Source organism: Mesotoga sp. UBA5557 (genome assembly GCF_002425715.1).
Taxonomy (GTDB): Bacteria; Thermotogota; Thermotogae; order Petrotogales; family Kosmotogaceae; genus Mesotoga.
Window position 1 is genome coordinate 1 of record NZ_DIMV01000067.1, and the last position, 13,609, is coordinate 13,609.

Annotated in this window: 12 protein-coding genes and 1 tRNA gene; 2 read left to right on the top strand and 11 right to left on the bottom strand. The window is 47.4% G+C overall.

Going from position 1 to position 13,609, the window contains the following annotated elements:
- Window positions 1-272: 272 nt before the first annotated feature.
- Window positions 273-347, bottom strand: a tRNA-Glu gene (locus tag B3157_RS08895).
- Between the two features lie 83 nt (window positions 348-430).
- Here B3157_RS08895 and B3157_RS08900 point away from each other — a divergent pair.
- On the top strand, window positions 431-1,222 hold the full coding sequence (locus B3157_RS08900; RefSeq protein WP_292590156.1) for an alpha/beta hydrolase: 792 nt from the start codon (window positions 431-433) through the stop codon (window positions 1,220-1,222).
- Here B3157_RS08900 and ribF read toward each other — a convergent pair.
- The 3 genes from ribF to rbfA are packed head-to-tail and all read right to left on the bottom strand — an operon-like array spanning window position 1,208 to window position 3,381.
- Complete coding sequence (gene ribF / locus B3157_RS08905) at window positions 1,208-2,095, bottom strand: riboflavin biosynthesis protein RibF (protein ID WP_292590223.1); 888 nt, start codon at window positions 2,093-2,095, stop codon at window positions 1,208-1,210. The genes B3157_RS08900 and ribF overlap by 15 nt on opposite strands.
- A gap of 1 nt (window position 2,096) precedes the next feature.
- Window positions 2,097-3,017, bottom strand: a complete 921-nt coding sequence (truB, locus tag B3157_RS08910; protein ID WP_103134100.1) for a tRNA pseudouridine(55) synthase TruB — start codon at window positions 3,015-3,017, stop codon at window positions 2,097-2,099.
- Window positions 3,010-3,381: a 30S ribosome-binding factor RbfA gene (gene rbfA, locus B3157_RS08915; RefSeq protein WP_103134101.1), complete on the bottom strand. Its 372-nt coding sequence runs from the start codon at window positions 3,379-3,381 to the stop codon at window positions 3,010-3,012. Before rbfA ends, truB begins: the two co-directional genes overlap by 8 nt.
- A 315-nt stretch (window positions 3,382-3,696) precedes the next feature.
- On the opposite strand from rbfA, the gene B3157_RS08920 reads away from it, so the two are divergent.
- Complete coding sequence (locus B3157_RS08920; protein WP_292590157.1) at window positions 3,697-4,389, top strand: N-acetylmuramoyl-L-alanine amidase; 693 nt, start codon at window positions 3,697-3,699, stop codon at window positions 4,387-4,389.
- 203 nt (window positions 4,390-4,592) lie between these two features.
- Here B3157_RS08920 and B3157_RS08925 read toward each other — a convergent pair whose 3' ends face one another.
- From B3157_RS08925 to dxs, 7 genes are read right to left on the bottom strand one after another with little or no spacing between them, the layout of a single operon-like run.
- A complete protein-coding gene (locus B3157_RS08925; RefSeq protein ID WP_099831084.1) occupies window positions 4,593-5,900 on the bottom strand; it encodes an MFS transporter in 1,308 nt (435 codons plus the stop codon).
- 15 nt (window positions 5,901-5,915) lie between these two features.
- A complete protein-coding gene (era, locus tag B3157_RS08930; protein ID WP_099831085.1) occupies window positions 5,916-6,812 on the bottom strand; it encodes a GTPase Era in 897 nt (298 codons plus the stop codon).
- 7 nt (window positions 6,813-6,819) lie between these two features.
- Window positions 6,820-8,856 carry a glycine--tRNA ligase subunit beta gene (gene glyS / locus B3157_RS08935; RefSeq protein ID WP_292590158.1) on the bottom strand — a complete coding sequence of 679 codons (2,037 nt, stop codon included), beginning with the start codon at window positions 8,854-8,856 and terminating at the stop codon, window positions 6,820-6,822.
- Window positions 8,849-9,703: a glycine--tRNA ligase subunit alpha gene (locus B3157_RS08940; protein WP_292590159.1), complete on the bottom strand. Its 855-nt coding sequence runs from the start codon at window positions 9,701-9,703 to the stop codon at window positions 8,849-8,851. The genes glyS and B3157_RS08940 overlap by 8 nt, the downstream gene beginning before the upstream one ends.
- Before the next feature lie 22 nt (window positions 9,704-9,725).
- Window positions 9,726-11,390, bottom strand: coding sequence for a DAK2 domain-containing protein (locus B3157_RS08945; RefSeq protein WP_292590160.1), 1,665 nt, complete (start codon window positions 11,388-11,390; stop codon window positions 9,726-9,728).
- A gap of 15 nt (window positions 11,391-11,405) precedes the next feature.
- Window positions 11,406-11,753, bottom strand: a complete 348-nt coding sequence (locus tag B3157_RS08950; RefSeq protein ID WP_014730630.1) for an Asp23/Gls24 family envelope stress response protein — start codon at window positions 11,751-11,753, stop codon at window positions 11,406-11,408.
- On the bottom strand, window positions 11,728-13,608 hold the full coding sequence (dxs, locus tag B3157_RS08955; protein WP_292590162.1) for a 1-deoxy-D-xylulose-5-phosphate synthase: 1,881 nt from the start codon (window positions 13,606-13,608) through the stop codon (window positions 11,728-11,730). The genes B3157_RS08950 and dxs overlap by 26 nt, the downstream gene beginning before the upstream one ends.
- Window position 13,609: the final 1 nt, after the last annotated feature.

Here is a 13,609-nt window from a genome sequence, read left to right on the forward strand (position 1 = left end):
TTGCGTCCGCCGATGTTCTTTCGGTACCTTGCGTCTGATTTCAGCAGTGACTGAGTTTTCACTCGTTTCGTGAGGAAGCGAACGTCTCTACCAGCTCTTTCTCGAATGATCTTTTCGGAGGACGGGTCCTGGCTCTTGGACAGCCGACGGAGAACCATATTTCAAAGCGCTTACGCTCAAGTGAAGATTAAGGTACCAGCATTAAAAAACGAAGGATCTCCCTATCGGGAGACCCTTCAACGTACCTTAGGTATCACTTGAGGAACTTAGGGTGGCAGCCCCACGGGGAATCGAACCCCGACCTTCGGACTGAGAATCCGGTGGACTAGCCGTTATCCTATGGGGCCGAACAGAAATAATATTATCATGGTCTCCGGCTTTTGTAAACACCCCTGCTTAAGAGATATAATCATTTTGAGGAGGTGTTTCGGTGTTTATCAGACGGTGGTTTTCTCCAGGGGCTAAGGCGAATGTTGTGTTATGTCATGGAATAGGTGAGCATAGCGGAAGATATGAAGGTTTTGCTTCTTATCTAAGCGAAAAGGGATTTGGTGTCTTTGCGACGGACTTTGCCGGCCACGGAATGCAGGCCGGAACGCGCGGCTTCATAAAGTCTTTTACAGATTTCATTTCGGCGGTCAGGCAGCTTACTGAAGGAGTGAAAAGGATCCAGCCGGATCTCCCGGTCTTTCTTTTTGGCCATAGTATGGGAGGGCTTATTGCTACCAGGGTTGCCGAGGAGTATCCAAATTCTTACAGAGCTCTGGCTATAAGCGCACCCCATCTCTTTTCAGCGAAGGACTCCGTGAAGAAGTTGCTGCCGTTGATTTCGGTTGTCAGAAGAGTCGCGCCGAAAACGACGTTCAGTAGTTCGTCGCGTTTTACTCCATCGGATCTTTCGCATAATCAAAGGGCCGTGAAGAGATATGTAGATGATCCGTATGTTCATGACAGGGTATCACCGAATCTCTTCTTTGGGCTTGAAGATAGTATCGATCTGGCAATGGCCAATGCGAACAAAATCAAAATCCCTACTCTGATCGTATATGGCTCTGCAGACAGGGTTGTCGATCCCGCTGGGGCACAGGAGCTCTACAAGAAGATAGAGTCAGAGAAGAGAATAATTGAGATAGCCGGTGGAAAGCACGAGATGTTTGCAGATGAAGAGAGGAAGCCTCAGTTCTTCGAGGCAATCTCATCGTTCTTCTCAGAGCATATCTGAGTGAATTTCGAGCCAGCGCTTTGAGACTTTTACATCATGTCTGATCTGTTCTATCAAGTCGTCGAGGGATTCGAATTTAAGCTCGGGCCTTATGAATTCGAGGAGCTCCAGCTCTAGATTTCTGTCATAGAGGCTGCCCGAGTAATCAAAGAAGTAGATCTCGTACTTCACCTCTTCGGAAGTGTTTATTGTCGGTCTGAATCCAATGTTTAGCAGGCCAAAGTAGTCTCTTGAGTTGATCTGCGACTTGACAATGTAAACTCCCGACTTCGGTGTTACCAGCTTTTCGTCTCCCCTGCTTATGTTTGCTGTGGGAAAACCGATTTTCGAACCGAGCTGTTTGTCCTTGTACACTTTTCCCCGTATAGAGTACTTCTTCCCCAGGAGGGTGTTAGCCAATCCGATATCACCTTTGACAAGGCTCTCCCTTATCCAGCTACTGCTGACTCTTCTTTCGTTATGAAGTGTATCGTGAACTACTACAACGCCGAAATCCATCTCTTTGGAAAGTCTCTCCAAAAGATCGACGTTTCCCTTCGCACCGCTTCCGAATGTGAAGTCTTTACCTACTACAAAGGCTTTTACGCCCTGCTTCACAAGGCCCGAGATGTATTTCTCCGGCTCAAGGTATCTTATCTCGGCCATGTTGGCAGTAATTACTCTCTCTATACCTGTTGCCAGGATAAGCTCCAAACGCTGGGCAACAGGATAGATGATGCCGGGAAAATTGGGGAAGTAGTATCCCCAGGGATAGACGATTGATATAGCTGTGCTCTGCATCTTAAGGTTTTCTGAAACATCTACCGTTGTTTTCATGATCGCTCTATGCCCAAGATGTACGCCATCGAAGTTACCTATACAGGCTACATACATTTCATGCACCGAGAACCTTCACGAGTTTGGCCACTCTTTCTTTGGAGTCTTTCGCGATAAGCGTCTTCAAGAATGAGGAGGTGCGTTCGGATTTGGCCACTGCGATAAGCCGCTCGTCGCTTCCAATTATCCTGATAATCTCGTCTTTCTCGAAGTGCCCTAAGATGCCGGCAACTCCGTTAGCATGGATCTGATTACCTAGTAACACCTTGCTGCTTTCGGACTCGCTGAGGAGAAGACCGGGCAAAAAATCCACTGCTTCCTCCATTGGGATTACGGAGATCTGCGAAACATCATCTATACTGTATGAGTTGTCTACCGAGAATCTGCCCTGCGAAATTCGACGGAGGTTAGTGGTTGTCGCTCCACAGCCAAGTTTGTAGCCAATGTCCATGACTAGCGATCTTATATAAGTTCCCTTCGAGACCCTTGCGGTGAAGGTGACCTTGTTCTGTGAGAGAGTTATGTGTTCTATTGAGTGAACCTTCACTGATTTCGGTGGAAGGTTTATGATCTTCCCCTCTCTAGCTAGTTTGTACAGTCTTTCTCCGTTGTGCTTTTTTGCAGAGTATGCAGGCGGCACCTGCAAATACTCTCCTTCGAACGACTTCAAAACCGAAGTTATGTCGTCAATCGAGATCTCGGGAACTTCTCTCTCTTCAACTGTCTTTCCTGTGATATCGAAGGTGTCGGTTATCCTCCCCAGTTCAAGCTCCGCTCTATATGTCTTATCCATTTCAAGGAAATACTCGAGCAATCTGGTTCCCTTTTTGATTCCGGCAATCAGAAGTCCGCTTGCAAAAGGGTCAAGTGTTCCCGCATGACCGATCTTCTTTGTATTCAGTTTCTTGCGAAGAAGGTTGACAACATCGTGAGAGGTTACACCAACGGGCTTGTCAACGAGTATTATTCCGTCACTCATTATTCGGCTCTTTTTTCTCCTTTTCGATCTGTTCAAGCAACTGTGCTACCCTGAGGCTTGCCTCAATTCCAATATCTTCCTTGAAGCGTATTTCGGGAGCTTTGAATAGCCTGATATTCTTTGCAATAGCCGTTCTGAAGATCCCCTTGTCTTCATTCAGCTTCTCAACGAGTTTCTTCTTTCTATCGTCAGGACCCATCAAGCTGACGAATATCGTTGCGAATCTCTTGTCCTTGCTGAGTTCTACCCTAACAATGGAAGTCATTCCAAGCGAGTCGTTGTGGCCTGTGTAAGATGATAGAGCTACTGTGAGAACCTTCATTATCTCTGACTCCAGCATCTCTTTTCTGTAAGTGCTTGCCATAGCTCTCACCTCCTTGATAATTATAACCTACAAAGCGAGGATGGGAAGATGCCGGATTGAAATGAAAGCATTGCTAAGTTCCCCAGGGACGGAGGCCCGGAGGATCGTCCGGGGAAGTGATGCTCGCTGCACGACGAAGTAAGGCCGACTTCGGCAGGAGGAGAGGCCGACACGTCTGGAAGCGTATGACAGTTCACCGTCAATGGGTCTCCGTTTCCGAGTGGACCGTGAATGTAACTACAAGTCTTGAGGTTTAACCTTGTCGATTCGTAATGAAGTTATAATCTTTATTGACTAATAATTAGGAGTGGTTCCATGCATTCAAAGAACAGATTAGTACTTCTAATAGTTGTAATGTTGTTTGCCGGTCTTGGTTTCTCGCTAACTATCTGCATCGACCCCGGTCATCAGAAGGAGGCCGATCTGACTCATGAGCCGATCGCTCCCGGTTCCGAGACAACAAAGGCGAAGGTTTCCACGGGGACTCGCGGCGTATCTACGGGAATCCCCGAGTATGTTTTCAATCTGGAATTGTCGTTCATGCTGAGGGATAGGCTTCTTGAGGAAGGGTACGACGTCGTGATGACCAGAGAGAGCCATGATGTCAATTTGAGCAATATCGAAAGAGCGAAGATCGCAAATGAGGCTAATGCGGACTTATGTATTCGTGTTCATGCAGATTATAGCTCTGATAATTATCTGAAGGGGTTCATGCTGATTATTCCTTCTTCATCGTCCAAATACACTGCACCGATCTACGAAGAGAGTAGGAAGGCTGCCGAGAAGATCCATGCGAGCTTGCTTCAAATAAGCGGGATCAAGTCTCTCGGAATCAGAGTTCGTGACGACATGACGGGGTTCAACTGGTCTGAAGTTCCCGTGCTGATTTTCGAAGCGGGGTTCATGTCAAATCCCGAAGAAGATGTCCTTCTCTCTACCAGTGATTACAGAGAAAAGCTTGTTGAGGCCCTGGTTACGGGAATCGCAGGTTATTTTCTCACCAAGTAAGTATCGTTCCTAAAATCGCTGCACTTCGAGCAAGCCCAAAGAAGAAATCTATGCAAATAACCATTATAAATAAAAATTGCTGCCCTTTTCGAGGGCAGCGAAGCGGTCTGAGGGTTACTTCAGCAATTAGATTATACAACTTTCTTTTCGATATTCCAAGTCAAAGGCAGTCCTGTAATCAATTTCGACCCCTTGACAAGCCTCTATTTTCCCCTCCCCATAGTGAGAGCAGTCTCTTTCATCTTTCTGTGAAGGGAGTCGATGTCTCTAGGGAAAGCCAGTACTGCAGTAAGAAGCACCAGTCCGCAAGGAAGCCAGAAGAGCGCGGAAACGTTCATTGCGACTCCCAGCGAGCCTACTGCCGTGGCCAGGGTTCCTGCAAAGAACTGCCCAAATCCCGTTCCGAGAGAATCTGTCAAGTTGAAAACCGAGAATATCCTTCCCCTGTTTTCCGGGGGATTGACATTCATCAGCATGGTCTTCATGTTTGGTCCGGTCATAGACGCTGAAGCGGCAGCCACCATTCCAAGCGCTCCCAGCATTATGAAGCTGCCGGCTCCCTCAACTGGAGGGAAGTTCAGGGCCAGAAGAGCCACGAAAGTGCCGATTATTGTCGTTATTCCACTGAAGAGAGGCATGTATGACGGCTTCTTCTTATACAATAGACCACCGACAAGACCTCCGAAGAATATTCCAAGCACGTTTCCGACTCCAAAGAAAATGAAAATCAGAGTGGCCGATTCCTTTGAGAGGTTTTTCGAGGTTTCGAAGTAGTTCACAAGATAGTACGGTATTGCTCCCCAGGGAATCGTTCCCAAAATACCCTGTATGAAGAGAATCAGATTCGTCTTCACTTTGAAGAGTTCCTTGTAGTCGGACAGTCTAACTTTTCCGATGTAATTTATCCCCTGATCCACGAGTTCGCCGACAGCCACTTCGGCGGCTCCTCTCTTTGGTTCTTCAGCGAACAGGAAGAATAGAAACGCGAGGACAATGTTCGGAAGAGATACGATGATGAAGGGCGTTCTCCAGCCAAGAGATGTGCCGGTGAAGCCGGCAATTACCATCCCTACAATGGCTCCCAAAGATATTGCCGTAGAGAGGAAGGAATTGACCTTTGCTCTCTGAGACTCTTTGAAAGCATCTCCGGCGTACGAAAAGACGACTGGAAAGAGAGCTCCTACCCCGATCCCCGTCAAAGCCCGTGTAATGAAGAGCTGAGGGAAAGTCTGCACGAAGGCAGACAGGAAGCATGGGATCTCGCCCACCAAAACGCTGAATAGCAGAAGGTGTTTTCTACTGTACTTGTCTGCCAGGAAGCCCCATAGAAGTGAAATGAGGGCGCCGACGATAGTGAATGAACCCTGGATGAGGCCAATGTCTGCTTTTGTTATTCCAAATTCGGTCTCGATTTCCCCGATGTTCGGAGACATGACCATCTGGTCCGCGTTTAGAAGGACCATCATGAAGAGCATAAGAAAGAGAACGAAAGTCGCCTTTCCCTTTTTCATTTACATCCCCCCGGTCTACTGAAGTTCGTCTCTTAGGTTTGTGAACTCCTGTATAAAGGAATCTTTATCTCTCCACTTTTCTCTTACCTTGACAAAGAGATCGAGGAAGACTTTCTGGTCGAATATGTATTCGAGATCCGTCCTCGCTTCAGTGCCGATGGTCTTGATCATCGAGCCGCCCTTGCCGAGAATTATCGGTTTCTGACTGCTCCTCTCTACGATTACATCGGCTCTTATTTTCAGTATACTACCTTCGTCTTTGAACTCCCGAACAACAACTCCCACCGAGTGGGGGATCTCCTGTCTGGTGTTCTGCAGAACCTTTTCTCGAATTACTTCCGATGCCATGAATCTGGAAGAACGATCAGTTATCAAGTCTTCGGGGAAAAGCATCTTTCCCTCTGGAAGAAAGTCGAAGACATCTTCAATTATCTCTTTAACACCATCTCCGCTCTTAGCAGAGATTAAAAAAGTCTTTCGAACGTTTTCGAAAAGCTCTTCGGCCTTTGCTTTGAAGTCCTGAATAAGCCTTTCGTTTTTGTATTCATCAATCTTGTTGATGGCAAGAAAGACAGGAATTCTGCTTTGATTAACATGATTGGCAACGAGCCTGTCCGACTCGCGAAGCCCGTCCGTCGGGTCGACTATAACCAGCAGAAGATCCGATCCGGCCAGCGATGAAGTCGCGACTTTTAGAATGTATTGTCCAAGTCTGTGAAGAGGTTTGTGAATTCCGGGCGTGTCGTAGAAGACGATCTGGCCCTCCTCAGTCGTTAGTATTCCGCCGATCCGGTTTCTCGTTGTCTGCGGTTTATCGGAGACGATAGCAATCTTCTCTCCGATAATGGTGTTTATCAATGTGGACTTTCCCACATTGGGCTTTCCCACTAAAGCAACAGTCCCGGACTTCACCGACGCTTCACGCTCTCTCTTCTTCGAGAAGCAGCGAGAGATCGCCTATCTTCAAGAAGAGCTGATCTAGAGATTTGAGGAAGCCTAGTCTGTTGAGGCGGATATCTTCCTGTTCGGCCATAACAAAGACATCGTCGAAGTATCTGTCTATGTGAGGCTTAAGAGATGTCAGTAACAGGAGCGATTTCTCGAAATCGTCGCGCTCGAGCGCTTCCATTACATCGTCGAAGCATTTCAAATAGTTGTTCAGTAAGTCACGTTCGGCCTGCTCGACGAACTTAGAACCGTCAAAAAAGTTGCTCGAATGACCTCTGCTTATATTGTGGACCCTTTGATAAGCTACTAGAAGATCTGTAAAATCCTCCTTCTTTACATACTCTGAGATCGCTTCGGCCGCGCGAACTCCGAGATAGGGGAACCTCCACCACACCTTCACCGATCGCGCTATGTTCATCGAGAAGCCCTTCTCAAGAAGGAACGCTTCGAATCTGTTAGAGAAGAAGTCGGTGATGGCATCAAGTGTTTCACTATTCACCCCGGCAAGGGCACTGGAAGCTTCTTCAATTAGACCGAGAAGATCGAGTTTCCATCCGAGATGATGCATTGTCTTGAATATGAAAGAAGTCTTTCTCCTCAGAGCGTAGGGATCCTTCGATGCAGAGGGTATGTTCCCTATCATGAAATTACCGACCAAAGTATCTATACGATCGGATATACCGGTCACGGCACCGGCCAGAGTTGCCGGAACCACATTGTCACGGTAGTGCTCCTCTATTCCAGTACAGACGTCGGGATCTTCGCCGGACAGTTCAGCGTAGATTCTTCCCATTATCCCCTGAAGCTCCGGAAACTCCTGCACGACTCTTGTGGTTTGATCTGCTTTCGCAAGAAGAGAGGTTCTCTTAACCTCCAGCAGTTCTTCTCTCTTGGCTCCGAGTTTCTTAGAGATCGCCTCTGAAAGTGCTATCGTTCTGTCGGTTTTGTCTTTCAGAGTGCCAAGCCCTCGCTGAAAGAGGATTCCTTCCAATCCGTCTACGTAGTTCTCGATCGGTTTCTCTTTGTCTTTCTCGAAGTAGAAGTAGGCGTCTTCGAGCCTTGCGTTTATAACTTCCTCGTACCCTAATCGAATGTTTCCCAGCGGATCATCTGGTCCGTCTTGAAAGGCAACAAAGCCGTTAGTCAGCTTGCCTTCTTTGTAGACCGGGAAAGTTCTCTGATGGTGCTTTATAGTTACGATGATTACTTCAGGCGGGAGTGAGAGGTACTTCTCCATGAAGTTTCCCAGAACTGCCGTTGGGTATTCTGTCAAAGAAACGACTTCGGCAAGCAGTTCTTCATCAACAGGAATCTGGCTGTGAATATCCGATTCAATTCTTCTGATTTCAGAGAGAGTTCTTTCTTCTCTGTCGCTCTCTCGAGCGATCACCAGAGCATCTCTCAAATTCTGAAAGTAATTCTCAGGCGATACTTCAACTTCATCGAAGAAGAAACGGTGTCCCCTGGACTTGTTTGACGATCTCTTTCCGAAGAGCTCCATATCGAGGATTTCGGAGTCAAGCATAGCAACTATCCACTTGACCGGCCTCACGAATCTATAAGTTCCGTCTCCCCAACGCATCGGCTTCTTGAAATCCAGCGATCGCAACATATCTGAGAAGATCTGAGGCAAGAGTTCTCTGGCAGTCTTTCCCCTTATATGTCTCTCTACGTATACATATCCGTCTTCAATACTCACTTCGTCAAGCTGAGAGTTACTTCCCCTAAGGAATCCAAGGAGCGCCTTGGTCGGTTCGCCGTCCCTATAGGCGATCTTCTCTGACGGGCCTTTTCTCTTTTCCACAAAGTCCGCCTGACTGGATTCTATGTCTCGAATTAACACTCCGAATCGCCTGCTGGCAACGAAGATCTCGATTCCTCCATAACCCAAACGATTACTCTCGAGAGACTTCTCTATTCTCTCTAAGAGCTGTTTTCTCATTCCTTGAACCTCACTTGAAGGAAGCTCTTCAATTCCGACTTCAAGCAGTGCCTTATGATCATTCATCTGAATTGGTCTCCTTGGCTACATATGCTTCGGCAACTGTTTTTGCCATCTCTCTTATAGATTTAATGTAGCTCTGACGCTGAGATACGCTGATGGCATTCCTGGCGTCAAGAAGATTGAAGGCGTGAGAGCACTTGATCATATAGTCGTAAGAAGGTCTTACAAGTCCGTTTTTCATGCATAGATCGAATTCTTCGCGATAGAATCCGTAGAGATCGAAGAGCCTGGAAGTATTTGCCACATCAAAATTGTAGGCCGAGAACTCTTTCTCGTTCTCCAGGAATACATCTCCATACTTGAACTCTTCATTCCAGTCTATATCGAATATGTTCGCTTTCTTTTGAAGATACATTGTGATTCTTTCGAGTCCATAGGTGATCTCGAGAGAAACGAGGTCTACGTCGATTCCGCCAACCTGCTGGAAATACGTAAACTGACTGACCTCCATTCCATCTAACCAGACCTCCCAGCCCACTCCCCAGGCTCCCAGAGTCGGAGATTCCCAGTTGTCTTCCACAAATCGAATATCATGTTCCACGGGGTTTATTCCGAGAGCTTCAAGTGAACCAAGATAGAGTTCTTGGGAATTCTCAGGGTTGGGCTTGATAATCACCTGATACTGGAAATACCTCTGAACCCTCATCGGGTTTTCGCCGTATCTACCGTCTGTGGGTCTTCTGCTTGGTTGGATGAAGGCGACTTTCCAGGGCTTCTTGCCCAGCGATCTTAGGAATGTCGAGGGATGAAATGTTCCCGCACCCATTTCCAGGTCATACGGCTGGTCGATTATACACCCCTGACCGGACCAGTACGAGTTAAGTTTTACTACTACGTCCTGTAAGTACATCGTTCCCTCCTGAAATGGTAATCTATTCAATTGAAATCAGGTAGTAATAGTATGGTTGTCCACCGCTGTGGATTTCGAATTCAAGATCCGAGAAGTTTCCTGAAAGAGATTCAAGGAGCTTCCCGGCAGTTTCCTCGGAGACTTCCGATCCGTAAAAAATCGTGACCACTTCCTTGTCGGTGTCTTTGCCAAGAGCGATCTTAATCGAGTCATGGACAAGCTTCTCGAGCTTCCTGCCCGAGCTTATCAAGCCTTCTCTTCCTATCGCGATGTATTCACCCTTCTTTATCTTCTTTCCTTTCATGCTTGAGTCACGCACGGCATATGTAATAGAGATCGGAAAAACTGCTTCGGCCGATTCTTTCATCTCGGCAATCAACGACTCGGTTTCCATCTCGTCGTTATAGACGGTCATAGCCGCTATCCCTTCCTGAACGGTGCGTGTAGGGATGATGTAAACCTGCTTTTCTGGGTTGTCGTCGTGAATTGCATTCGCCGCCTCTTTTGCGGTAAGAATTATGTTTGGATTGTTCGGAAGCACTATTACCTTGTCGGCCGTAACTCGGCTGATAGCTTCGTAAAGATCCTTCAAACTCGGATTCATGGTCTGGCCGCCCTTTACTGCAAAATCAACTCCAAGACTCTTCAGAACATCTGCCAGGCCGTCTCCAGGCGAGACCACAATGACTCCGTGATGTTTTCCGTTGCCGTACATCTCGGGCCCTCTAGACTGAATGTCAACTATGTGTTCATGCTGGACCCTCATGTTATCTATCTTCACCTTCTGAAGAAAACCGATTCCCAGAAACTTCTCGATTACATCTCCGGGATGATCTGTGTGTACGTGAATCTTTATCAGTTCATCCTGGTGAACCATGACGATTGAATCGCCCATCTCTTCAAGGTATGCCTTCATTACTTCCGAAGTTTCTTCGGGGTTCTCGGAGTCGTTAAGGTTGACTATCAGTTCTGTACAGTAAGTGAACTTGAGTTCTTCCCTTACGATCTCGACGATTCGTTCAGTTGAAGAACCCATTGCCTGCGGCATTTGCTGAATAGGTCCTTCGAGTTCCAACTCGCCCTTTATTGCCAGCAGGAATCCTTCGAATATGTGAGCCAATCCCTTTGCTCCAGAATCTACTACTCCAGCTTCCTTTAGTTTAGGCAGGAGGGTCGGTGTCTTCTCCACCGTGTCAAAAGCCACTTTGATAAGATTCTCGAAATACTCTTCGAAATCTTCAATGTCTCCGTAATGCTCGTTGGCAGTCTCTGCGGTAACCTTCACAACTGTAAGCATTGTACCTTCAACCGGTTTCATTACGGATCTATAAGCGACTTCTTTTGCTTTTTGCAGGCCCTCGGTGAAGGCCTTTGTGCCAACAAACTTTCTGTTTCCGATTCCCTCGGCGAATCCTCTGAATATCTGAGATAGAATAACACCGGAGTTCCCACGGGCACCCATCAACATGCCGGTCTTAACCGCTTCCAGAACGCTCACCAAATCATCTTTCTTCAATCTATCGAGATACTCGCATGCCTCTATCATAGCGGCCGCCATATTAGATCCAGTATCTCCGTCTGGAACAGGAAAGACATTAAGCGCGTTGATCTCATCTTTATTTGCCAGAAGTCGTTCAGCGGCTTTCTGGAAGGCGGCGACAAAAAACTTGCCGTTGATACGTTTCATCTCTTTTGCCTCCCATCAATCCTGCAAGCCGACAACGTGAATATTCACCTTTATATTGGTTGCTTCAGTAAGCTCCTTCAGCTTGTGAAATACATTTTCCTGGATGTTTTCAACGACTGTGGGAATTCTTACTCCGTACTCGAGAATCAAATCGATGTCTATCTCAAGCGTGCCGTCGATCTCCTCGGTTACTTTGATTCCCTTTCTGGAATCCTCTCCCGTGCCGAAAAGCTTTGTCAAAAAGCCCGTTTGGGGCGATCCGACGTTCACCGGTCCGTAAGACTCAGATACAACCTTTTTGACTATCGAAGATATCGCCTGAAGAGAAATATCGATCTTACCGAATTCTGTAGTTACTTGCATTCTTTTCACCTCTCAGTTTAGAGATTCTATTCTCTATTCCCCTGGCATCTAGCCCCAGCTCATTCAATACCTCTTCCCTTGTGCCGTGAGAAGAGAAACGGTCCTCAATTGCAATAATATCGATTCTACCATTGTAATTCTGCCTAATAGCTTCAAGTGCTACGTTGGAGCCGAAGCCCCCGCTCTTTATTCCCTCTTCAACCGTCACAATCAGGTCGTAATCGGCAAAGATTTGTCCTAGAGCCGCTTTGTCGAACGGCTTTATTGATCGGCAGTTATAGAGTGCATATCCGTTCAAGAGAGCGGCCTCCCTGCTCCTGGAAACCATTGCTCCTGTTGCAAGAATGGCGGCTTCCTTTCCGTCGATCACCTTTTCCCACTTGAACAGCTCTATCTTCCTCAGGTTCGAGAGAATCTCGTCGATGCTCTGGAGTTCCGTCTCTCTCGGATATCTTATCGCAGTGGGATGGTCCATCCATTTCTCAGCGAAGAGAGTGAAGATCATGTTCGCCAGTTCCTTCAGGCTCGAAGGTGCAAGAATTTGCATATTTGGAATCATCGAAAGGAAAGCAATATCGAAGATTCCGTTATGGGTCGGTCCGTCCTGCCCAACTATTCCTGCCCTGTCTACTGCGAATAACACCGGCAGATCCTGAAGGGCCACATCATGGATCAACTGATCCAAGGCTCTTTGCAAGAAAGTCGAATATACTGCAAAGACCGGCTTCGTCTTCGCTGCTGCCATCCCTGCGGCGAAAGTGGTGCAAAGCTGCTCCGTTATGCCAAGGTCGAACAATCTGGCAGGATATTTCTTCGCAAACTCTGCCAGTCCCGTTCCGTCTGGCATCGCGGCGGTTATTGCCGATATGGAAGGATCTTCCTCCGCAAGCTCTGTCAGGACCTTTCCAAAGACCTCGCTGTAAGAAAGTTCGCCGCTGTTCGAGATCTTCTCTCCACTATCCGGGTCGATCTTGCTGACACTGTGGAACCTGGTAGGGTTGCATTCTGCATACTCAAGACCTTTGCCCTTTTTTGTGACAACATGTACCAGGAAGGGTTCCCTGAGCTGCTTGACTGCCGAAAACACGGCCTCCATCTCCTGGAAGTCGTGGCCTTTAACCGGACCAATGTAGTTTAGCCCCATGTCTTCGAACAAGTTTCCGCCTAGAATTGAGGCCTTCAGGCCGCTCTTGATTTTCGACAGGAACTGCTCCAGGCTTACCAGTTTCATCGCTTCAAGGGTGTTCTTGAGATCGCCCTTCATTTCTCTGTACACAGGATTGAGTCTCAGTTCGGCAAGAGAAGACGAAAGACTCCCCACATTCTTTCCGATACTCATTCCGTTATCGTTAACGATCACCTTTATCTTCGAACCTATGTCCTTCATCTGATTCAAAGCTTCCAGTGCCATTCCCGAAGTCAAGGCACCGTCTCCGGCAACAACAACGACATTCCTTGAGCTTCGGAATATGTTATCTGCCTGCTCTATACCCATTGCGGCAGGAAGAGCCGTGCCTACATGGCCGGCACCGAAGAAGTCATACGGACTCTCAATCCTGTTAAGGAAACCGCTAACTCCACCCTTCTTCCTCAAGGAGCCAAAGGAACCGTATCTCCCCGTAAGCAGCTTGTGAGTATATGCCTGGTGTCCCGTATCCCATATTAAAACGTCTTCATCGGGATCGAACACTCTATATAACGCAATTGTCAGCTCGACGGTACCCAGGTTGGAAGCCAGATGACCTGTGTTAGAGGAAACTACTCTCGTTATCGTGTCACGAATTTCGCTGGCAAGAACCTCCAGCTGGGCATAGGAGTAGTCTTTTAGTCGCCTGAATAGTGGCTGTTCATTCATC